General features: G+C 41.7%; 24 protein-coding genes. 10 read left to right on the top strand and 14 right to left on the bottom strand.

The features are described from left to right. Positions 1-184 precede the first annotated feature (184 nt). From RGB74_RS02895 to RGB74_RS02875, 5 genes are read right to left on the bottom strand one after another with little or no spacing between them, the layout of a single operon-like run. The gene (locus tag RGB74_RS02895; protein WP_310761492.1) at positions 185-1,246 is read right to left on the bottom strand and encodes a BtaManbiosPhlase; all 1,062 of its coding nucleotides are present in this window, start codon (positions 1,244-1,246) and stop codon (positions 185-187) included. Between the two features lie 13 nt (positions 1,247-1,259). Next, the gene (locus RGB74_RS02890; protein ID WP_310761491.1) at positions 1,260-2,183 is read right to left on the bottom strand and encodes an MTP-1 family protein; all 924 of its coding nucleotides are present in this window, start codon (positions 2,181-2,183) and stop codon (positions 1,260-1,262) included. A gap of 17 nt (positions 2,184-2,200) precedes the next feature. Then, a complete protein-coding gene (locus tag RGB74_RS02885) occupies positions 2,201-3,028 on the bottom strand; it encodes a carbohydrate ABC transporter permease (RefSeq protein WP_310761490.1) in 828 nt (275 codons plus the stop codon). Next, on the bottom strand, positions 3,015-3,887 hold the full coding sequence (locus RGB74_RS02880; RefSeq protein WP_310761489.1) for a carbohydrate ABC transporter permease: 873 nt from the start codon (positions 3,885-3,887) through the stop codon (positions 3,015-3,017). The genes RGB74_RS02885 and RGB74_RS02880 overlap by 14 nt, the downstream gene beginning before the upstream one ends. After that, positions 3,884-5,197 (bottom strand): ABC transporter substrate-binding protein, encoded by a 1,314-nt coding sequence (locus RGB74_RS02875; RefSeq protein ID WP_310761488.1) that lies wholly within the window; start codon positions 5,195-5,197, stop codon positions 3,884-3,886. Before RGB74_RS02875 ends, RGB74_RS02880 begins: the two co-directional genes overlap by 4 nt. A gap of 345 nt (positions 5,198-5,542) precedes the next feature. Between RGB74_RS02875 and RGB74_RS02870 the strand changes: the two genes are divergently transcribed. Together RGB74_RS02870 and RGB74_RS02865 are read left to right on the top strand one after the other, a co-directional pair. After that, positions 5,543-6,556, top strand: a complete 1,014-nt coding sequence (locus tag RGB74_RS02870; RefSeq protein WP_310761487.1) for a substrate-binding domain-containing protein — start codon at positions 5,543-5,545, stop codon at positions 6,554-6,556. Positions 6,557-6,937: 381 nt separating this feature from the next. Continuing rightward, positions 6,938-7,105, top strand: a complete 168-nt coding sequence (locus tag RGB74_RS02865; protein WP_310761486.1) for a hypothetical protein — start codon at positions 6,938-6,940, stop codon at positions 7,103-7,105. On the opposite strand, the gene manA is transcribed toward RGB74_RS02865, so the two are convergent. Next, positions 7,102-8,058, bottom strand: coding sequence for a mannose-6-phosphate isomerase, class I (manA, locus tag RGB74_RS02860; RefSeq protein WP_310761485.1), 957 nt, complete (start codon positions 8,056-8,058; stop codon positions 7,102-7,104). The two genes, RGB74_RS02865 and manA, sit on opposite strands and share 4 nt — an antisense overlap. Positions 8,059-8,459: 401 nt before the next feature. Between manA and pxpB the strand changes: the two genes are divergently transcribed. The 4 genes from pxpB to RGB74_RS02840 are packed head-to-tail and all read left to right on the top strand — an operon-like array spanning position 8,460 to position 12,195. Continuing rightward, positions 8,460-9,164: a 5-oxoprolinase subunit PxpB gene (pxpB, locus tag RGB74_RS02855; RefSeq protein ID WP_310761484.1), complete on the top strand. Its 705-nt coding sequence runs from the start codon at positions 8,460-8,462 to the stop codon at positions 9,162-9,164. Continuing rightward, positions 9,157-10,170 (top strand): 5-oxoprolinase subunit C family protein, encoded by a 1,014-nt coding sequence (locus tag RGB74_RS02850; protein WP_310761483.1) that lies wholly within the window; start codon positions 9,157-9,159, stop codon positions 10,168-10,170. Before pxpB ends, RGB74_RS02850 begins: the two co-directional genes overlap by 8 nt. A gap of 24 nt (positions 10,171-10,194) precedes the next feature. Further along, positions 10,195-11,385 carry an NRAMP family divalent metal transporter gene (locus RGB74_RS02845; protein WP_310761482.1) on the top strand — a complete coding sequence of 397 codons (1,191 nt, stop codon included), beginning with the start codon at positions 10,195-10,197 and terminating at the stop codon, positions 11,383-11,385. 18 nt (positions 11,386-11,403) lie between these two features. Further along, on the top strand, positions 11,404-12,195 hold the full coding sequence (locus tag RGB74_RS02840; protein WP_310761481.1) for a putative hydro-lyase: 792 nt from the start codon (positions 11,404-11,406) through the stop codon (positions 12,193-12,195). A gap of 201 nt (positions 12,196-12,396) precedes the next feature. Here the strand turns inward: RGB74_RS02840 and RGB74_RS02835 are convergent, their stop codons facing one another. The 5 genes from RGB74_RS02835 to RGB74_RS02815 form a co-directional block, all read right to left on the bottom strand. After that, positions 12,397-13,095, bottom strand: coding sequence for an LrgB family protein (locus RGB74_RS02835; RefSeq protein WP_310761480.1), 699 nt, complete (start codon positions 13,093-13,095; stop codon positions 12,397-12,399). Next, on the bottom strand, positions 13,070-13,459 hold the full coding sequence (locus RGB74_RS02830; protein ID WP_310761479.1) for a CidA/LrgA family holin-like protein: 390 nt from the start codon (positions 13,457-13,459) through the stop codon (positions 13,070-13,072). Before RGB74_RS02830 ends, RGB74_RS02835 begins: the two co-directional genes overlap by 26 nt. A 347-nt stretch (positions 13,460-13,806) precedes the next feature. Next, positions 13,807-13,971, bottom strand: a complete 165-nt coding sequence (locus tag RGB74_RS02825) for a hypothetical protein (protein WP_310761478.1) — start codon at positions 13,969-13,971, stop codon at positions 13,807-13,809. 208 nt (positions 13,972-14,179) lie between these two features. Next, positions 14,180-14,710, bottom strand: coding sequence for an AAA family ATPase (locus RGB74_RS02820; RefSeq protein WP_310761477.1), 531 nt, complete (start codon positions 14,708-14,710; stop codon positions 14,180-14,182). A gap of 252 nt (positions 14,711-14,962) precedes the next feature. Next, the gene (locus RGB74_RS02815) at positions 14,963-15,358 is read right to left on the bottom strand and encodes a hypothetical protein (RefSeq protein WP_310761476.1); all 396 of its coding nucleotides are present in this window, start codon (positions 15,356-15,358) and stop codon (positions 14,963-14,965) included. Positions 15,359-15,468: 110 nt separating this feature from the next. On the opposite strand from RGB74_RS02815, the gene RGB74_RS02810 reads away from it, so the two are divergent. The 3 genes from RGB74_RS02810 to RGB74_RS02800 all read left to right on the top strand — a co-directional run bounded on the left by RGB74_RS02810 (position 15,469) and on the right by RGB74_RS02800 (position 17,843). Beyond that, positions 15,469-15,822, top strand: coding sequence for a hypothetical protein (locus RGB74_RS02810; protein ID WP_310761475.1), 354 nt, complete (start codon positions 15,469-15,471; stop codon positions 15,820-15,822). Positions 15,823-15,832: 10 nt separating this feature from the next. Then, positions 15,833-16,141 carry a hypothetical protein gene (locus RGB74_RS02805; RefSeq protein WP_310761474.1) on the top strand — a complete coding sequence of 103 codons (309 nt, stop codon included), beginning with the start codon at positions 15,833-15,835 and terminating at the stop codon, positions 16,139-16,141. Between the two features lie 277 nt (positions 16,142-16,418). After that, complete coding sequence (locus RGB74_RS02800; RefSeq protein ID WP_310761473.1) at positions 16,419-17,843, top strand: DHA2 family efflux MFS transporter permease subunit; 1,425 nt, start codon at positions 16,419-16,421, stop codon at positions 17,841-17,843. A gap of 86 nt (positions 17,844-17,929) precedes the next feature. On the opposite strand, the gene RGB74_RS02795 is transcribed toward RGB74_RS02800, so the two are convergent. Both RGB74_RS02795 and RGB74_RS02790 read right to left on the bottom strand, forming a co-directional pair. Further along, positions 17,930-18,526 carry a hypothetical protein gene (locus RGB74_RS02795; protein WP_310761472.1) on the bottom strand — a complete coding sequence of 199 codons (597 nt, stop codon included), beginning with the start codon at positions 18,524-18,526 and terminating at the stop codon, positions 17,930-17,932. 244 nt (positions 18,527-18,770) lie between these two features. Next, positions 18,771-19,538, bottom strand: a complete 768-nt coding sequence (locus tag RGB74_RS02790; RefSeq protein ID WP_310761471.1) for a LamB/YcsF family protein — start codon at positions 19,536-19,538, stop codon at positions 18,771-18,773. A gap of 105 nt (positions 19,539-19,643) precedes the next feature. Between RGB74_RS02790 and RGB74_RS02785 the strand changes: the two genes are divergently transcribed. Then, a complete protein-coding gene (locus RGB74_RS02785; RefSeq protein ID WP_310761470.1) occupies positions 19,644-19,940 on the top strand; it encodes a hypothetical protein in 297 nt (98 codons plus the stop codon). 94 nt (positions 19,941-20,034) lie between these two features. Here the strand turns inward: RGB74_RS02785 and RGB74_RS02780 are convergent, their stop codons facing one another. Next, positions 20,035-20,901: a carbon-nitrogen hydrolase family protein gene (locus RGB74_RS02780; RefSeq protein ID WP_310761469.1), complete on the bottom strand. Its 867-nt coding sequence runs from the start codon at positions 20,899-20,901 to the stop codon at positions 20,035-20,037. Positions 20,902-20,920: the final 19 nt, after the last annotated feature.

The raw sequence follows: 20,920 nt of genomic DNA, 5'->3' as shown, positions 1-20,920 counted from the left end.
TAAAGGGATTTTATCATTAATTGCTTTAGGTTGGTTGTTTTACGGTCGCTGTTACAAGTTTACTCATAGAAAAGCTTTTTCGCTCATAGAATTCTTGTCTTGCTCATATAATCCCTGTTTTGCTCATAGAGAAATTCAAGCTGCAAAAAAGAAGCCAAAACCTCCGTTTTGGCCACTACTTCATCTATAAATACGTCAATGAGTCCAAAATCTCCTGTAAACTGAGTTCAGCGCACGCCATTGAGGTGTCTGCAACGCCGTAATACATTTTCACGACGTCTCCTTCGACTAAAACACCGCAAGAAAAGACGACATTGCCGAAGAATCCTTCTACTTCATAATCGGCTTCCGGCTCGAGTACTGGTTTTTCTGATCTAGCAATCACTTTTGACGGATTCTCTAAATCTAGCAAAACAGCGCCCATGCAATAGCGGTCTTCTTTTGAAGCGCCGTGATACAGCTCCAGCCAGCCTTTTTCTGTCTTGATCGGAACTGCCCCGCCGCCGATTCTCCCGTTATCCCACATTCCTTCACGCAATCCGATCAGGTGCTTGTGATTGCCCCAGTGCATGAGATTCGTGGATTCAGCGATCCAGATTTCCGGTCTGCCGGTGCTTTTTGGAACAGGACGGTGAAGCGCATAATAGTTTCCGTTCATTTTTTCAGGAAAAATTAACACATCTTTGTTTTCGGGACAAAAGATCATCCCATGGTGATCCACGTTTACAAAATCCTTCGTCGAAACGAGCGATTCGCCAACGCCAGACGGGGAAACCGCGCTGTAATAAATATAATATGTGTCACCCATTTGTGTAACCCGCGGATCCTCGATACCGAAAGTCTCAAGTTCGTTCGAAGGATAAATAAACGGCTCATCTTCTATCGTGAAGTTGCGTCCGTCCTTGCTGCGAGCGAGACGAATATACGAAAGGGAAGTTAAATAAGAAAAGCTTTTGCCATTTTTCTTTTCACAAATCACGCGCGGATCGGAAAAATCGTACTGTTCGTCGTCCAAGTTAAACTCATGAATCTCCAGTTCATGGGATTCATGGTTATAAACAGGCGCTTTTACTACGTTCTGGTCATCGCTGATCGGACGTTCAGCAACGCGCAAAAGCATGATTACTTCATCTTCAAATTTGGCGATCCCGGCATTGAAGGCGCCGATTACTTCAAAATCGTCACGATGCGGTTTTACGTCAGCAGGCGTAACGAGAGGGTTTTCTTCATATCGATACACATTCATGTTGCATGTCCCCTTATTTTTCAAATTGGTTAAACGGATCGGAAATTGTGATTCTATGTGCTTCAGCATCACTGATTCCCGCATAAAAATCTGCAGTTCCGTCTTCTTTACGAACAAGTCCGCCGCTAAAAACGACATCTACTAAATCCGGTCGTTTCGAGACTCCTTGTAAAAAATCGCCGCGTATCGCAATCAACTGAATTTCCGAGTGCTCGCCGGTCTCCGGATTTAGCAAAAATACCATCGGATAATAATGACGATTTTCTTCCTCATCAAAGCAAGCGATGTGACCAAGAACACCGATCATTCCGTTGTCTAAAATGTGCAGCTCATTTGCGCCGCCCCATTCACCCTCTGCAAACTGACCTTCCAATAACGGTGCAGCCTCAACGATTTCCACACTCACCTTATCTAATGAAGAAACTCGTACAAAACCGATTTTACCGCGGCCGCCTTTTTCGCCTTGAGGTCGTGTCAGCACAGCGACACTTCCGTCTTTTAACTCAGCAATCCGAAGATCCTTCATCCCGTCCGGTCCTTTGAAAAACGGTTTCAGTTCTGAAATGGATGTTCCTTTATAAAAAGCCGTACGCCAGCTGAGTAAACCTGCGTTCGTCGGGTGCGGAAAAATCTCAACACCGCCAAGGACTAGTTCTCCAGCAATCCGAGTCACAAACGGGTCCTGCAGTTCCAGAACAGGAGCACCCTCTCTCGGTGTCCAAACGCCATCTCGGTTCACGAAAAAGTACACTTCTGAATGTTCTGAGTCACGTGATTCCACGCGCCCAGCGATGATGGTTTCGCCGTCATCTTCAAACGGAGCTGTAATGTTATAAACATCTCGTTCACTGACACCTGTAAACTTCAATTTTGTTGGGTTTACCGGCTGACTTTTCTCCAAAAATTCTTCCACTAATACCGCACAAGTTTTAGTCATTTAATTTCTCCTTCGATCTATTTAAGCGTGAATTGCATGCCTTCTTTAAATTGTTTAGAAAAACATAAGAATAAGATGATGATCGGAACCGTAAGCAAGACGGATGCAGCGTACATCGGGCCAGGGTATCCGCCATAAGGACCGAACATTTGCGATAATAAAACGTTCAGCGTCAGCATGCTGTCACTTCGAACGACGATCATATCCCACAATAATTCCGTCCATCTTTCCATGAATAGAAATAGGAAAACGACGGTCGTGATTGATTTTGACATCGGAAGCACGATTTTATATAAAATTTGAAAGTTTGATGCACCATCAAGCTTTGCTGCTTCAATGAAGGTGTCCGGAATCGCCCTGAAAAAGTTCGTATACATGAATACAGCCCATAAACTCAATGCTTTTGGCAAAATCATCGCCATGTATGTGTCATATAACCCTGCGTTCTGAACGATTAAAAATGTCGGGATCAGCAAGATGATCGCTGGGAAAAACATTTGAAACAATACCGCATTGTTGATGAAATTCCGTCCGCGAAAGTTCATTTTCGCAAGTGCAAATGCGACCATCGCCCCTGTTGCCATCATAAGGCCGGTCGAAATAGTCGACACGATCACACTGTTTAAGAAAGCGTGAAGCCAAGGTCTCGCGACTCCAGCTTCCCCGCCAGAGAACAGCCATTCATATGATCGAAGTGTGAAGTCAGTTGGCACCATTTTTTTATCCACTTGCGTCCAGTCGGCGAACGAGTTCATAACCATGTAGAGATACGGAAAAACCATAACGATAAGCAGCGCGAATGCGATGATATAGCGAAAAGTTAAATTTTTCTTAGACCCAACCATTACGTTTCCCCCACATCTCTAGTAGTTTTCTGATGATTAAAATTGCAGCGAACGTCACGATCGAAGCAATAATGGCAACAGCTGACGCATAACCTGCACTCAAGTTTGTAAACGCTTGTTTAAAGATCTCCATCTGCCACGTGTTTGTTGCATAGTTCGGACCCCCGCCAGTTAACTGGTAAACCTCTGTGAAAATCCCGAAAGATACACCGATTGATAAAATCAATACGGTAAAAAGTGCTGGATACAACAGCGGTAACGTTATTTTCCAAAAACGTTGTGAAGAAGAAACACCATCGATCGCGGCTGCTTCATACACATCTTTACTGATGCTCCCAAAGCCAGCTGTCAGAATGAGCGCGTAGTAACCGGTGAATTTCCACGCAATGATCGCCGCAACGACCAATAACGCCGAAAGTGGCGTACTCAGCCAGTCGATCTCAATACCGATTCCGCGTAAGAAGACGTTAAATGCACTATTTTGTGATAATAGCCCTTTTACGATTAAGGAAGAAACAACGCCTGACGCCAAATACGGAAGGAAGAATCCAATCAAAAACAGTCCTTTAAATCTTGGAAGTCCATGGATCACGAGCGCCACCAATGTTGAAGAGACGATAACCATCGGAACAAAAGCTGCCATAAACTTGAATGTTACGAAAAATGCAGCTTGAACACCTGGATGTTTCACCGCTTCTATAAAATTATCAATCCCTTTAAAGTTGTAAACCGGAGAGATCAAGTTCCAGTCCGTCATGGATAAATAAAGTGACCAGAGCAGCGGAACCGCGAAAAAAATTACCGCATATAAAAGGTAAGGACTGGCGAATAGCCAGCCCGTCCCGTTTGTTTTCTTCATTTCTTAAGTTCCTCCTTTATGGCCTTTTTCATCTCTTTCCAGCCTTTTTCAGGATCGACTTCTCCCTTCACGACAGGGTTAACGGCTAAACGCCCAATATGTGTTTGAAGCTCATTGAATTTTGCATTGTCAATCGCCGGAATCGCATTCGGAACAGCTTCCGCATACGGCTTCAGCTCCGGATTTTTTTCAAAGAACGCTTTGAATGATTCATTGCTTGAAAGATCGTCACGTGCTGGCGGAAGCTTCGTCGTTTCGAGCCACTTCAGATCGTTTTCTGGGTTCGAATATACGAAATTCATAAACTTCATAGCAGCTTTACGCTCTTCTTCTGTAGCAGATGCGTACACAGCGATCCCTTTCGTATCAGCGAACGTGCTCACATTTTTCGTTCTCTGTCCGTCTGGAACAGGAGGCAGAGATAGCGCAAAGTTCTTGTTGTACTCCATCTCAGGGAACTTTTCTTCCCAATAGCTGAACGTCCATGGACCAAGGTCAGTAAAGATACCAAGTGCACTCTCGAACGGATCAGTCGCTTGCTTCGTTAATAGACCATCTTCTTTTCGAATATCATCCATAAATTTCAGAACTTCTACTCCAGCTTTATCTTTTGCGACAAACTTGTCACCTTCAATAAAATTGTTGCCGCCTGATGCTGCGTCATACAGCATAAAGAAGTCAAACCAGCGCTTCCAAGCGGTCGGATCTGCAAGGTCACCCTTCGCCCACAAATATTTATCCGGGTATTTCGCTTTTAGTTTTTTCGTTACATCGATCACTTCGCTGTATGTTTTCGGAGGTTCGTTAACTCCTAGTTCTTTTAAAACATCGATTCTCCAACCGAACAGCATTGGATTCGAATAGATCGGCATGACATATTGATTGTCATCTGAGAATTTCCAGGTCTTGATCGTATCTGTCATGTTACGTTTTTCGATAAGTTTGTCCCAGCCTTCAATCTCATTAAGCGGAACGAGCGCTTTACTTTCAGCTAGCTGTGCAGCAAAACCACGGTTGATGTTTTCAGACATCGTCGGTGCACTCTTGCCGGCAATCGCCGATTGGATGCTCGCTTCAGAAGTCGGACTCTCTTTAATAGGACTTACTTTAACGTCGATTTTCGGGTTTTTCTTTTCAAATTCCTTCGCCATCTCTTTCCAATACACTTGCTGCGTCGGGTTTGGAGCAGCCCAGAATTCAATCGTCGTTTTACCGTCAGCTGATTTACTGTCCCCTTTTGAACAGCCAGCAAGTGCTGAGGCTGCAAGTGAAGCGGTTAAAATCAGAGACGCGGTTCTTTTAAATTTCATCCTTATTTCCCCCTTAACGATTTTGGTAGCGCTATCATTTTCTGCAAAAAAAATAATTCAAAAACATTACAACTTCTCTAATTCGTAATTACAAGTATATTTTGTAACCTTACGTAAAGTGATTATCACATGAAACTATAATGGTGTCAAATTATTTTTCTGACAATTCGGTTATATCAAACACCAATAAAATCCCATATAAGATTACTCTTAACAGTTGTGTTGGTTCATATTTGATCATTATTCCTGTCACCTTACACTTCAATTGTTTACTTTATCTGCCTTTTCAAGTATATTTATTTTGTAACGTGACAAGATTATTAATCCGGAAGGTTTGTATACTATATGGCGAAGAAAATATCGATGCAGGACATTGCTGATAAGCTGAATATCTCAAAAAACTCTGTATCTCAAGCATTGTCAGGAAAACCAGGTGTCAGTCCTGCTACACGAAAAAAAATAGAAGAGACAGCGAGGGAGCTAGGTTACGCCTATCAAAACCAGCCAGCGAAATCAAAGTCATTATTGACCGGAAACATCGGACTGATCGCATCAGATCTGGCTTTTTCATTGCAAAGCTTTTTCGGAAAAATCTACTTAAGTATTGAAAAAGAAGCGGCAAACCAAGGGCTCAATGTGCTCATACAGTCGATCAGCAATGACGCTAAGGAAAGTCTGATCCTTCCATCTTTTATTGAAAACAAACAAGTTGATGGCGTGCTCGTTTTGTCGCACATCAGTACGGAGTATATTAATAAAATAATCGCGACTGGCATTCCAACGGTGACAATTGACCACCATCACCCGCTCATTCAAGCGGATGCCATTTTGACGAACAATCGATTCGGAGCATATACCGCGGTAAAGCATTTGATCGATCTTGGTCATAAAAAAATCTCGTTTGTCGGGAATGCCAAGCTTTCGCCAAGTTATCAAGAGAGATTGGAAGGGTATTTGCTCGCTCTTCAAGAACACAATCTATCGGTGGAAAATGAGATTATTTTCTCATCTGTTATGGAAAGAGAAGATTCAGTGCGGGACCTTATGGATTCAGCTGCCGGGCATCCTACGGCGTGGTTTTGTGTGAATGACGGACTTGGATTTTTCGTTCAATCTGCTCTTCAGCAAAAAGGATTGAACGTTCCGGGGGATGTTTCGGTAAGCAGCTTTGATAATGGACAGCTTTCCAGACTCGCGAACCCAAAGATCACGACAATGGATATCGACCTAGAGCTTTATGGAAGAAAAGGGATCGAACAGCTTGTCTGGCGTCTGGATCATCCTGATGAACCGATGACAGAACTGCTGTTGCCTGCCCAACTGATAAAACGTGAATCGACTGCAGAAGTTACGAAGTAAAAGGAGGAAGCCCCTTGGGATCAAGGGGCTTTTCTTTATGGAATGGAGGGGTTTTACGGTACCGTGTTCTTTTATCTAGGCTCTTTTATAAAAGAATGTTGCGAGGAGGCAATTTTGTCATTAACTGCAATGACAAGTTGATTGGAGTGTAAGGTGCGAGACTCCTCGAAAATGAAAATCACATTTTCTTCGTGCGATGTAACGCGGCCGTTGCTTTCCTTGTCCTGCGGGATGAGTGGGACAGTCCGAAAAGCGGAAGCGGCTTGTTCAGCCCCGACAAGCAAAAGGAAAGGGGCTAAGAAGGCGCTTTTTGCCTTCAGGACACTTTCACTTTTGACCTCGAGGGGCTAGCCGCTGCAGCTAGACAGGAGAGACCATTCAATGTCGCAAAGCGGCGAGTGGGCTCACCGCACACCCAGCGGAAAGCGAGCAACCTGGAACGGAGATCAACCTCTTTCAAAAGCAACAAAGTTTACGAAAACAGCCAATCAAAAAAAAGGAAGCCAAAACCGCAGTTTTGGCCTCCTCATTAAGCATATTTTCTATTAAACAGTCGGATGCGAGGCGATAAATCTTGCATTTCCGCGTAAACCGAACCGGCTCACCGTAGATGGCACGATAAAGTGATCGCCTTTTTCAAATGGAAACGTCTCCTCACCAATATTCACTTCCCCCTGCCCTTCAAGCACACTTACGAGCAGGTAAAGCGGATTATCGATTTTCGCAGCAGTCCCCTCTAACGTCCAGCGATAAACAGTAAAATAGTTTTCTTGGACGAGTTTTCTTACGTTCAAATCGCTGACAGCTGTGCGCACGGGGCTGAAGCTTGCATCCTCATGCGGTATCATTGCTACTTCAATCGATTTTTCAATATGAAGTTCGCGCGGATTTCCAGAGTCATCGCGGCGATCATAGTCATACACGCGATACGTTACATCTGAACTCTGCTGGGTTTCGAGGATCATCGTCCCCGCACCGATCGCATGGATCGTTCCGTTCGGTACATACACGAAGTCCCCAGGCTGGATCTCAACTGTACGAAGCAGCTCGTCCCATTTGTTTTCCTCAACCATCTGCTTAAATTCTTCTCTGGAATCAGCGTGATGGCCATATACAAGCTTTGCGCCAGGGTCACAATCGATGACATACCAGCATTCTGTTTTACCGAACGCTTCCCCTTCAACTTCGCGCGCATACGCATCGTCAGGGTGAACTTGAACAGAAAGGTCAGTCTTTGCATCTAAAATTTTAACCAATAACGGAAAGTCGGCTCCATCTTGATTGCCGAACAATTCACGGTGCTCGTTCCACAAGACGTCGAGCGTTTTGCCCGCTAATGGTCCGTTCATGACCGTACTCGGACCGTTCGGATGAGCAGAGATTCCCCAGCACTCTCCCGTCGTTTCAGTCGGAATTTCATAGCCAAATTCCTCGCGAAGCTTTGTTCCGCCCCAGATTCGGTCCTTGAAAACAGGTTTTAAAAAAATCGGCTCATTATACATGATGTCACACTCCCCATTTAGGATGATAGGTACTTTTTCGAATAGAATAAACCGCCATATAACTAGGATTCTACCTACTAGTTTAAACGCTTGTTTAAATTTAAGCTACCTGTATGTACTTAAGAGCTGAAACATAAGCAAAGAGTTTTAGGAAAAAAGCTTCACAAAATGACGAAAATAAAGACTAACGATTAAAAATTAGTACTTAGGATTCGAAACCTTTTAAATCGGGAATAAATAGAAATGTGCAAAATCCATATTTTCGGACTAGAAATAATTGCATGTGTGAATGTTTAAGTTTGCATTGAATTTTTATACATGCTTCTTTATACTTCATTAACATATACGAAATTTAATAAACATTCAGATTATTTACATATATAGACAGGAGCTTTGCGTTCATGGATTTTACTTTGGAGCCTTTAGGCGATACCGCCGTCATTATTGAACTTGGAACAGATATTAACCTCGACACACACCAAAAAGTGAAAACGGTCTCACAAGCACTCGATGAAAAACCTTTTGATTGGATGATCGAATACGTACCAGGATTTACAACGGTTTCTGTATTTTATGATCCTATGAAAATCGATTCTGAAAGTCTGCCTTACGATCATGTCACGGAACAGCTTGCTTCGTTTTTAGAGGAACTAAACGCCGGAGAAGATACCGAAACAAGAGTTGTTACCATTCCGGTCTGCTATGGCGGGGAGTTTGGGCCTGACTTGGAGGAAGTAGCAAAACACAATGGCTTGACTCCTGAAGAAGTCATTGAGATTCATTCAAAAGGTGAATACCTCGTCTACATGATCGGTTTTGCACCAGGATTCCCTTATATCGGAGGAATGTCAGATACAATTGCTGCTCCGAGAAGAAAAGATCCGCGATTGAAGATTCCTGCCGGTTCAGTCGGAATTGCAGGAAAACAAACAGGTGTGTACCCAATCGAAACGCCTGGCGGCTGGCAGCTAATCGGCAAAACGCCTCGAAAGCTTTTTCTCCCAAACGGCGAATCGCCTAGTTTATTAAAAGCAGGAGACAAAATCAAATTCGAGCCCATCACCATAGAAGAATTTGAGAACTGGGAGGAGAACAAGAATGATTAAAATTACAAAGCCTGGACTCCTTACAAGTGTGCAAGATTTGGGACGGTACGGTTATCAAAAATTCGGCGTGATCGCAAGCGGTGTGATGGATCAAACCGCACACCGGATAGCAAACCTTTTAGTTGGCAATGATGAAAATGAAGCCACATTGGAATTGACTTTACTTGGTCCTGATATGGAATTTGAAAAAGATGCGCTCATTGCAATTTGCGGCGGAGACCTCTCCCCTAAAATCGATGGTAATTCTGTGAAACTATGGAGACCTGTGTTCGTTCGTGCCGGCAGCAAACTGAAGTTCGGGGGATGCAAAACCGGATGCCGAGCTTACTTGGCTGCAGCGGGCGGCTTTGTAGTGGATAACGTGATGGAAAGCAAATCCACATATGTACGCGCTGGAATCGGCGGCTTTAACGGAAGAACATTATTAGCAGATGATGTGCTCGAGGTTGGGCAACAAAGCGAGCTCTCTCAGCAAATTGCAAGTTTATTATCTGATCAAAAAGAAGAAGAAAAATTTGCCCAAGTGCCGTGGTCGATTGCCTCAGAATTTATGGCACTGCCTGAATCAAAGCCAAAAGCGAGAGTCATAAAAGGCAGACAGTATAATTGGTTTTCCGAAGACAGCCAGACAAAATTTTTCTCTGAACCTTTTGAAATTACATCAAAATCAGACCGAATGGGTTACCGATTGAGCGGATCAAAGCTGGAACTCGAAAACGAACAAGAAATGCTATCAGAGGCGGTAACTTTTGGAACAATCCAAGTGCCATCAGAAGGAAACCCGATCATCCTTTTAGCTGACCGGCAAACAACAGGCGGCTATCCAAAAATCGGACAGATCGCCAGCGTCGACCATTCCTTAATGGCACAGCTCAAGCCCGGCGACAAAATAAGCTTTGTTGAAATCTCGCATGAAGAAGCTCAGAAACTCTATTTAAATCGAGAAGATCAGATCCAGCAGCTTAAACAGGGTATCTCACTTAAAATAAAACAACAATCGAAGTAATCAATTGAATGTAGGAGGATTTACATGAAGAAAGAATCGAAAGCAAGTATACTGCTGGGCGCCGCTTTCCTAATGGCGACATCGGCAATCGGACCAGGATTTTTAACACAGACGACGCACTTTACATCTCTGCTCGCAGCCAGTTTTGGTTTTGTTATTTTAGTTTCCATCCTTATTGATATTGGCGCGCAGATGAATGTATGGCGAATCATCGCTGTTTCTGAAAAAAGAGCACAGGACATCGCAAACGGTGTTTTGCCTGGTCTCGGAATCTTCCTTGCCATTTTAGTCGTAATCGGCGGTCTAGCCTTTAACATCGGTAACGTCGCGGGAGCAGGACTTGGACTTAACGTTATTTTCGGTGTTTCCCCTAAAATGGGAGCTCTGCTTAGCGGGATTATTGCCATTTTAGTATTCGTTGTACGTGAAGCAGGTAAAGCGATGGACCGTTTTGCACAAATCGCAGGATTCGTCATGATCGGACTCACCGTATATGTCATGTTCACAGCTAGTCCTCCAGTTGGAGAAGCCGTTGTAAAAACGTTCGCACCTGACACGATCGACATTATTGCAATCGTAACATTAGTCGGTGGAACAGTCGGTGGATACATCACATTTGCTGGTGCTCACAGACTTTTAGATGCAGGGATTAAAGGTAAAGAAGCAATTGGCGAAGTAACTAGAAGCTCCGTTTCAGCAATTGGAATCGCGTCTATCATGCGTATTTTCTTATTCTTGGCTGCCCTCGGAATTGTTTCTCAAGGATTGAAGCTTAACCCGGCAAACCCGCCAGCCTCTGTTTTCCAGCTAGCTGCCGGTGATATTGGCTATAAAATGTTCGGTATTATCATGTGGTCTGCTGCCCTCACTTCTGTCATTGGCGCAGCCTATACATCGGTATCGTTCATTCGTACATTCAACGCTACATTAGAAAAATATCATAAGTGGATCATTATCGGATTCATCGCCTTCTCAACACTCGTATTTGTTATGATCGGACAGCCCGTAAAAATCCTGATTGCAGTAGGTGCATTAAATGGACTTATCTTGCCGATTTCATTAGGTGTAATGCTTATTGCTGCCCACAAGAAAAAGATTGTGGGAGACTACAAACACCCTGTCTGGATGACCATTTTCGGTGTTATTATCGTCATCATGATGGCAGGTATGAGCATTTATACGATCAGCCAAGAACTTCCGAAACTATTTGCATAAAACAACTAGGGGGATAACATGCAGTCTTTTGAAAGAATGAATCCAAACGAAGCCCGTGAATTGATCAGACGCGGTGACTGGGTAAAACCGACGAGTGGACTATCAGGCGGCTATACACAAGCAAATCTAGCCGTCTTGCCGAAAGAGTTGGCATTTGAGTTTCTCTTGTTTTGCCAGCGAAACCCGAAACCATGTCCGGTATTGGATGTAACAGAACCCGGTTCAGCGGTCCCTGCGATCGTCGCACCTAACGCCGATCTGCGTGTGGATATTCCGAAATACCGCGTGTACCGGCATGGCGTGTTAGATGAGGAACGAACGGATATCAAGGATTTATGGGATGATTCGATGGTTGGATTTCTGCTCGGTTGCAGTTTCACGTTTGAACACGCATTGCTGAACAATGATATTTCGGTTCGGCACATCGAACAAGAATGCAACGTACCCATGTACAAAACGAACATTCAGTGTGTGAAAGCTGGACGCTTTGAAGGTCCGATGGTCGTAAGCATGCGTCCTATTCCTGAAAAAGATGTAGTGCGAGCCGTTCAAGTGACGAGCCGCTTCCCATCTGTCCATGGCGCTCCCATTCACATCGGAAATCCTGAGAGCATTGGAATTCGTGATATCGGGAATCCCGATTTCGGTGATCCAGTTGAGATTCGCAGTGGTGAAGTTCCCGTGTTCTGGGCATGCGGAGTCACACCTCAAGCTGTAGCCATGCATGTGAAGCCAGAGATCATGATCACCCACGCCCCAGGTCACATGTTCATTACGGACGTGCGGGATGAGAAGTTTGGGGTCCTTTAAAGCTTATTTGGGACAATATTTTGATAAGGTGGCCAAAACCGTGGTTTTGGCTTCTTTTTTATTTGATGAAAAAGTATGAAATAACGCAAAAGTGCTTTATATGGATTAAGGAGAAGTTTATGTGGCGTCAAGGTAAGAATCCATAAGGAAAGAGGCCATCCCCTGTGTGTCATAAGAATGACCATGGGAACAGTCTCTTTATTAAAGAAGATCTGACTGCAGCACTGGAAAAATTGTAAACGCCAGAATGATCGTAATGACCGCTGCAACAATCATGGCAAGACTCGCAAACGTCCCTTCCAGCTCGCCGAATTCAAACGCTCTCGATGTTCCCGTTCCATGCGCTCCCATACCAAGCATTAATCCTTTGGATGTGGATTTTTTTATCGAAAGAATACGAATAAGCACCGGTCCGATTACCGTTCCCGTCAATCCTGTCACGATTACAAAGACCGCGGTCATGGTCGGAATCCCTCCGATGGTTTTGGAAATATCCATGGCGATCGGTGTCGTGATGGAGCGTGGAACCAAACTATTGATCAAGGAAGGACTTAGATGAAGCCAAAGCGCAAACAAAAATGTTGAAACGATGGCAACAGACGAACCGGTAATCAGGCTGAGTATGATTTCAACAATGTGTTTTTTTAGCAGATGAAAATGTTTATACATCGGAACAGCAAACGCGACCGTTGCAGGTCCCAATAATTCAGTTAGCCATTTCGTCCCTTCAGCGTAAATTGAATAAGGCGTATGGGAAATACCCAATAACACGATAAGAAGGAACGGTGTGATTAAAATGGGCGATAAAAGCACAAGAGTCCAGTGGGAATAGATTTTTTTACACATATAAAAGATGAAGGTCGTCAGGCAAAAGCTAATTATTTCTAGAGTCAGAGTCACTGGAAACATCCTTTCTAAGCTTGGAGAAAAGTTCCGATGAAAGTCCTGTACAAGCCATTACAGCAATTGTACTTAATACTATGACAAGGACGAGCTTGATGCCGTATACACTTAAGATCTTTTCATATTGAATAATGCCGACTGCTGATGGGACAAAGAAAAGAAGAAGTTCAGACAAAAGAAATGTAGCACCGAGCTCGACCCATTCCAATTTCACGACTTTAAATTGAAGAAGTAAAAATAAAAGAATTAACCCAACGATGCTGCCTGGTATAGGAAGGTGCAAGTATTTGGTTATAGCATTTCCGATGAGATAAAAGAAAATCAGAATGCCGACTTGTAACACTCTTATTAATACACCCATTTAGCTGCCCCTTCCTGAATGTGAATATAATCACAAATAGTTATGTAAAAAATATGTTTTCAATGGAATGTTATTAATGTAACGCAGTTTTTGTTGTACGTAAAATACAAATGATTTATTGAAACTATTCTATTTATCTATACTTTGTGTTTAGTGATCTCTTTATAATTTCGAAGGATAAAATGGAAAATAACTACAGTAATAACAGTCACATTAGCAGTTGAAATCGCTTCATAATATTAAATAACATAAAAAAAACCAGATTTCTGTCTGGTCTTTTTATACATATTCCATTAATATACCCGTTCATAGTAAAAGGTTAGACAGATTTCCTGGTTTCGTTCCGACTATTTTGTTGACCGGCTGCTTTCTGGAGGTTCTTGCATACACATATACTTAATATCACTATGTTTTACCTTTGTTTTAAGCCCTTTTCTTTTATTCTTTCTATCAACTAAAACAGCCAAAGCAATAACAAGGACCAATGGAATTACAAGAAACAACCAGAACATACTAACAACCCCCAAAATCATATATTTTATCCATATTTTACTAGTTCAATATTTATCACAAATATCCTTCAATTCTCCCCTATCCTGCGACTCTAAATACCAAATACTTCAAAATATGGAGATTAACTCTTAATCTTTTTATTCAAATAAAAAGACACTTACCTAATGATAGATAAGCATCCGATCGTTGAAAAATTTCCTTTTTGTTTCAAAAATGAATAAGCTTTTTCTTTATGTTATCAATAATAACTGCAACGCTAACATTTTCAGTGTCGATATACTCTTCAAAGTTGTATTCACTAAAAGCTTTTAAACATTTTTCAGTTTGTTGAAAACACCAGTTTCCTTCTTCCTCTCCCCGATTCCTAAGTCTTTCGTAAATCGTATCCTTACTTGCAGTTAAACAAAAGTGGTATGTTTGTTTATCGATATTTTGAAATCCATTTTTAATATAATCCAGGTATTCGGGATTACGAATAGTCATAGGTACGATTAAATTAACTTTATAATGAGCAACTAATCGTTCGGCTACCTTAACAGTTAACTCTTTCCACAAGTGCAAATCTTGAAAGTCCCCAGTTTTGGATTCAAGTTGCTTTACTTCGTCAGGGATAACATTTCTTAACATAAAACCTATCTCTTCAGGATCATATAACATAGAATTTTTTACCTCATTTAGAAGTTCATTAGTGATCGTGGTTTTCCCAATACCAAATGGCCCATTTATCATTATTATCATAAAATTTTCACCTCATTATAAAAAAAGTTTAGTTTCAATGCCCGTTAACTGAATAAAGTTCATTATTTTTAACCTAATTATAAATTCGATTGAGCTATCATTTAACCTTTTTTCACCGTAATTGGTAAGTTATTAAACAAGTAATTAAGGAGATAAAATAACTTGTTTTTAACTAAAATCCTTATATATCAAAGAAAAAACCGCAGCGAATTTCACTACGATTTAGCTTTTTTTGTTCTCGATTAAAGAATTTTATAAAGCAGGTAAATCTGTTCTTGTCTTTTCACCATCGCTAGTTGCTTTTATGGTTAAGCTACCGCTGTAATCGATGCCCATTTTCAAAGAAAACTCACCATTTTCATCTGGCATGACTGAGTTTTCGAAAAGAATCTTTCCGTTATCACCAATGATACTAAAAGTGACATTACCGTTAGCTCCTTTTCCTGCGATTCCTAGTTGGTTCTTTTCTATCCTTCTTGATTCAGTGATTTTGAACTGCCCATTAAAATCTTCCTCAGGTGCCAATTGATCGTTCACTTCTATTGTCTTAATCTGTTCTGTTTCTTTTTTTATTTCTGTTTCTTTTTTCAACGAACATCCTGCCAAAATCAATCCAAATAAAATCAATGCCAAAAATGAACGTTTCATATGAACCTCCCTTAAAGTAGACACCCTCTCATTATAAAATAAATATCCATAGTTTTACATCATAAAATGGATTATTATGGAATAAAGGTGTTGTTACAGGGGGAATCCATATGTCACAATCCGATGTTATTTCCCTCATGTTCTTATGGGGTATTGCAGCGTTCATTTTCCTAAAAAAACTAACCAAAGAGGATAAATCAGAGTTTTGGAAAAGCATCAAAAAGCCTTCTGTTTATTTTGAAGATGTGTTTAGACATTTAGGCACGCTTCTGCTTTTCACCGGAATCATAGCGGATTTTCCTGTACTGAAGAAAATCGGTATTTTCGTGATTTTGGCGAGTATCTTTGCGCTCGGTGTTAATACGTGGGAGTTGAACAAAAGGAAGAGTACGATCGCCATGTTCATCCCTTTGATTTTTGCTATGTTTTACATCTTTTTTTCATTTAAAGATTATCTATTCTAGAGGTGTTCATATGGATTGGTCGATGTTCATCGGACTTGCTGTTGCATTAGCATTGCTGCGCTGGGTAAAGAATGAGTTGAAATTACGCTCATTTCTTAAAGAACTCATTGTATTAAGTGCCTTTGTGTTCGTATTCAACTTAATTAGTGATTTTATTAAAAGTAAGATGACTCTTCCCTTTTCTATTAGGAATCCATTCTCTGAAACAATTCAATTGTGGATTGGTGTGATTGTATTTTTTGCGTTAACTTGTATTCTTGCATTTAGCGGTTGGAGAAATAACGGTAAAAAATCAGCAGATACAAAGAGTGACAGATAACGCAGAAAGGCGTTCCTTAAATGGAAAGCCTTTTTTATTTTATGGCTCTGTTAAAGCTTGGCGGTTCGTCAGCGGAAAGGGAATGGATTTTCGGACTTCCAAGGATGATCAACACGATCAAATAATAGAGCTTATTTTATTAATAGGCCAAGAGCGATTTATTGTTATTTTTGTGGGAAAACGTGTAAGCTTGTAAACATTAGTAATCAAGATCCAGTGATAAAATTTTAATACTAGATTTTACCGATTAAATGCTTCTAGGAATGAGGGACAGGTGATGGAGACTGCACCAGGCTATAAACAATCTACGATAGTGACCCTTCTGTTGGCAGGAACATTTATCGCGATCTTAAATCAGACGTTAATGATTACTGCCATACCGCCAATTATGGATGAAATGCATATTACGGCAAACAGTGCGCAATGGCTGACGACTGTCTTTATGCTAGTAAATGGCATTATGATCCCTGTGAGCGCCTTTTTGTTAGAACGTTTCACAACAAGGCAGCTTTTTATATCGGCAATGAGTATCTTCGCCTTCGGTACATTAGTGGCGGGATTAGCTCCAAATTTCGAGATGCTGCTGCTTGGAAGAGTTATTCAATCGAGTGGAGCAGGTGTCATGCTTCCGCTTATGCAAACCGTATTCTTAATGATTTTTCCGGTGAATAAGCGCGGATCTGCGATGGGGCTTGTCGGACTCGTTATTTCCTTTGCACCGGCAATCGGTCCAGCACTATCAGGCTGGGTGACCTCTCATTATTCTTGGAGAGTCTTGTTTTTCATTATCCTGCCAATCGCGCTTATCGATATTTTGGTAGCCTATTTTGCTTTGAAAAATGTAACGGAGATTACCAAGCCGAAAGTTGATATTCCATCGATCATCCTTTCATCATTCGGATTCGGGGGCTTGCTTTATGGGTTTACGTGCGCTGGTAATAATGGATGGTTAGCTTCGAGTACACTCATTTGGCTAGGAATCGGATTGTTAGCACTCGTAATCTTTATTACGAGACAATTACGTTTAAAACATCCGATGCTTGAGTTCAGAGTGTTTAAGAATTCGATTTTCCCTCTGACGGTAGCTATTGGAATGATTACCTTCATGGGACTGATCGGGGCAGAAACGATTATCCCGCTGTTCATGCAAAACATGAGGGATTTTACAGCGTTTGAAGCTGGCTTAGCTATTTTACCGGGAGCCTTGATTACCGGATTGATGTCGCCAATAACAGGAAGAATTTTTGACAAAGTTGGTGCTAGATGGCTTGCTTTTACCGGCTTAACGATTATAACGGTTTCTTCATTCGCCCTCTCAAATTTAAGTCCATCAACGTCCTTTACTTTTATCATGGTCATGTATGGGGTGCGGATGTTCGGATTATCGATGGTCATGATGCCGGTAGCTACAGCAGGGCTTAACCGGTTACCTGAACGGTTGATTCCTCACGGAGCAGCAATGGATAATACGATGAAAATGATTGCAGCGTCAGTCGGAACTGCCATTCTAGTCACTGTCATGACGATGTCAGCCGATCATGCGAAGGATCGTCCAGAAATCCCCCATCCGGATATGTATGGAGCGAATATGGCTTTTATTGTCGTCTCTGTTCTTTCTTTACTAGGGATTATCATTTCACTTTTTATTAAAAACGATAAGGCACCGGAAGAAGATTCCAAACAACAAACAGCTGACAAGTAACATAAAAAAACATGTTCATCTCACCGAACTGCACCACATTTGTTAGACATTCGCTAACAAAGGGTTGCAGTTTTTTTTGACTAAATTTAGCGCTCCAAAAGAGTTTCCTTATAATGGATGGCAGATAAGAGCTTTAACCCTTTTAATGTTCTGATCTGCTCGTTTACAATAGCAAATGCCACATCTTTATGACCAGCGATTGCATGTTCTTCTGCTTCCAGCCAGGTAAGATAAGCGGCGTCTTTTAATCGACTTTTATACTCGTCATATTCTTGCTGATTTTCTTGTTTTTGTGCAATAACTGCTCCGTAATAATACTTGAAATCATTATTCTTCATCGTGCTGAGAACGCTTTTGGCTTCTTCATATTTTTGTTGCTTCGTCCACAGCATCACTTTTGCCATATCCTTAACAGCTTTTTGTTTAATTTTTGCGAGTGAGTTTTCCGCTTTATCTACATTCTCAAAAAGAAGTTCAAAGATAAATCGGTAATAAGGAAGTCTGGATTTCTCTAGATGCCTCTTTACTTTTTCAGCGTCTTTCTCCCAAACCAACGGATAGATTCGGGTGAGAACGATCCATGTGAAAAATGCTAAGATCACCGGAATGAAGCTCCATTTCGGGAAATCCAATGCCGCCATTGCGAATGAGGCTAAAAACAAAAATACGTAAGCCCAGATCATTTTCGTTCCTTCTTTCTATATTGATATTTTCATATTACACAAGTGCAGGCGAAATGAGGAGAGGCTATGTGTGTCGAGTTTTGGCGGCTCGTGGTTATTTGTACAAAAAGTGTGCGTATAAGCGAAAAAAGTGTGCGATCCCCGTTTAAAAGTGTGGGAATAACTAATAAAATGGGGAATCTCATCTTAAACAAGCCCAACAAAATAAAAAAGCTGAACCATTAAGGCCAGCCTCTCCTCTAAATTATAGACTTTCACCGATTTTGCGTACGGTAATCCCTGAATTCTCTAGTGTTTCTCTGATTTTCTTCGCAAACGATAATGCGTGTGCTCCGTCTCCGTGAATGCAAACTGTATCTGCTTTTATATCCACATCAACATCTTGCTGTGTGAGCACTTTTCCCTCTTTTGCCATGCGGATTACTTGTGCAACAGCCTCATCATCGTTCTCAATCATACAGTTTGGCAGTTTCCGCGAAGTCAATGTGCAATCCTGCTGATACGTTCTGTCTGCAAAAACTTCGGATGCAGTTCGAAGTCCGATCTTTTCGCCTGTTTTTACAAGTTCACTGTTCGCGAGCCCAAAAAGAATCAGCTCAGGATTAACTTTATAAACTGCTTCAGCAATCGCTTCGGACAAATCGTTGTTCACGGCAGCCATGTTGTAAAGTGCCCCATGAGGCTTTACGTGCTGAAGCTTTCCGCCTTCTGCTTTTACAAACGCCCATAATGAACCGATCTGATAAACGACCATCTCATATGCTTCTTGTGGTGTTATATCGATATTACGGCGGCCGAACCCAGCAAGGTCGGGCAATCCTGGGTGAACTCCGATTCCCACGTTATGTTCGAGCGCCAGTTTAACCGTTTTAAACATCGTTGCCGGGTCACCTGCATGAAAACCACACGCAACGTTAGCTGATGTTACGTATTTTACAATCTCTTCATCCGTACCGATCCGGTAAGCTCCGAAACTTTCACCCATATCGCAGTTAATATCAATGACACTCATGCAATGACCTCCTGTATGTTAAACACTTGTTTAATTTACCCCAACTGTACGATAAGAATGAACTATTGTAAAATGATAAGTAAGACGAGTTAGGAGGTGAAAAATGTGGAAAAAGTATTGAACGAAATCTTGTTAAAACTCAGCAATCTTGAAAATGGACAAATGGAATTTAGAGAAGGACAAAAAGGTTTGGAAGTCAGACAAACATCTTTCGAATCAAGTGTTCATGAAATACGTGATAGTGTCCATGACATACGTGATATAGTGACTCGTATTGAAATTGGCCAAAATGAAGATGTTATTGCATTATTAAAGTTATTCAACAACAATATTGATTCAAAAACAGAAGTGCTAAACAAAAGATTATTTCGAGTAGAATCAAAATTGGAAGCCTCTAAATAGACCCCGAAAGTATCAACTCTAAGTTTATCAATCAAAAATCTCAAACCTTAAATAAGTAGGAAGCCCCTTGAGAGCAAGGGGCTATCATTATTCATCATGTGATTTTCCGATGCAGTTCAGCAAGTTGTTCGTACATTCGGGTTGTTAAATCTCTTAGCACAGGAAAGTAAGGACGTATTTTATTAGGTTGCTGAATGTCTACATCCCCAATTGTGATACATTCACCTTCGTACGGCGCATTACATATCATTGGTGTTCCCGGTATTTTCGATTCTGGCTCCCCTGCACCAATAATACAGCCGCCGCCCCAGTACTCAGTCTCTCCTTCTTTACCGACTAAGTTTGTATAAACAAGATTAACGGTATTTTCCATCGCTCTTACTTTTACGATAGGCTCAAAAATATCCTTCTCAAATGCTGGAGATCCAGAAATACCTATAATGATTTCTGCTCCTTGTAAAGTAAGCATTCTTGCTAGTTCAGGAAAGAATAGATCATAGCAAATGAGGAGACCGATCTTGCCAATTTTCGTATCAAAGACATTGAGATCTTCCCCTGCTTTAAAGTACCGTCTGTCAGGAAATGCTCCAGGTCCAGACTGATCAGTTGCGTGTCCTGGGAGTGTATTCTTTCTCCACTTGCCAACAAATCCTTCAGGCCCTACAAGCGCTGCAGCATTATAGAGAATTCCGTTCAAGCTTTTTTCCGGCATTCCCCATGTAATGTAGATATCATACTGAATCGCTAATTCTTCAAAAAAACGGGTAGCATCGCCGGGAATGGCTTCAGCTACGTCAAAAAAATCATCTCCGCAGTTGTAGCCAGTCAAAGCAAGTTCCGGGAAAACGACTAATTTAGCACCCTCTTCTGCAGCTTCTATCGTAAATTTCTTCATCTTTTCCAGGTTCACGTTTTTTTGACCTGTTGCTGGTGTAATCTGTCCGATCGCTACTTTTACCATGATGAAGCCCTCCCCATAT

The organism is Bacillus sp. NEB1478, from assembly GCF_031582965.1.
In the GTDB taxonomy this organism is placed as follows: Bacteria; Bacillota; Bacilli; order Bacillales; family Fictibacillaceae; genus Fictibacillus.
Note: the sequence above shows the minus strand (reverse complement) of the source record. Positions and strands in the feature narration are given on the sequence as shown.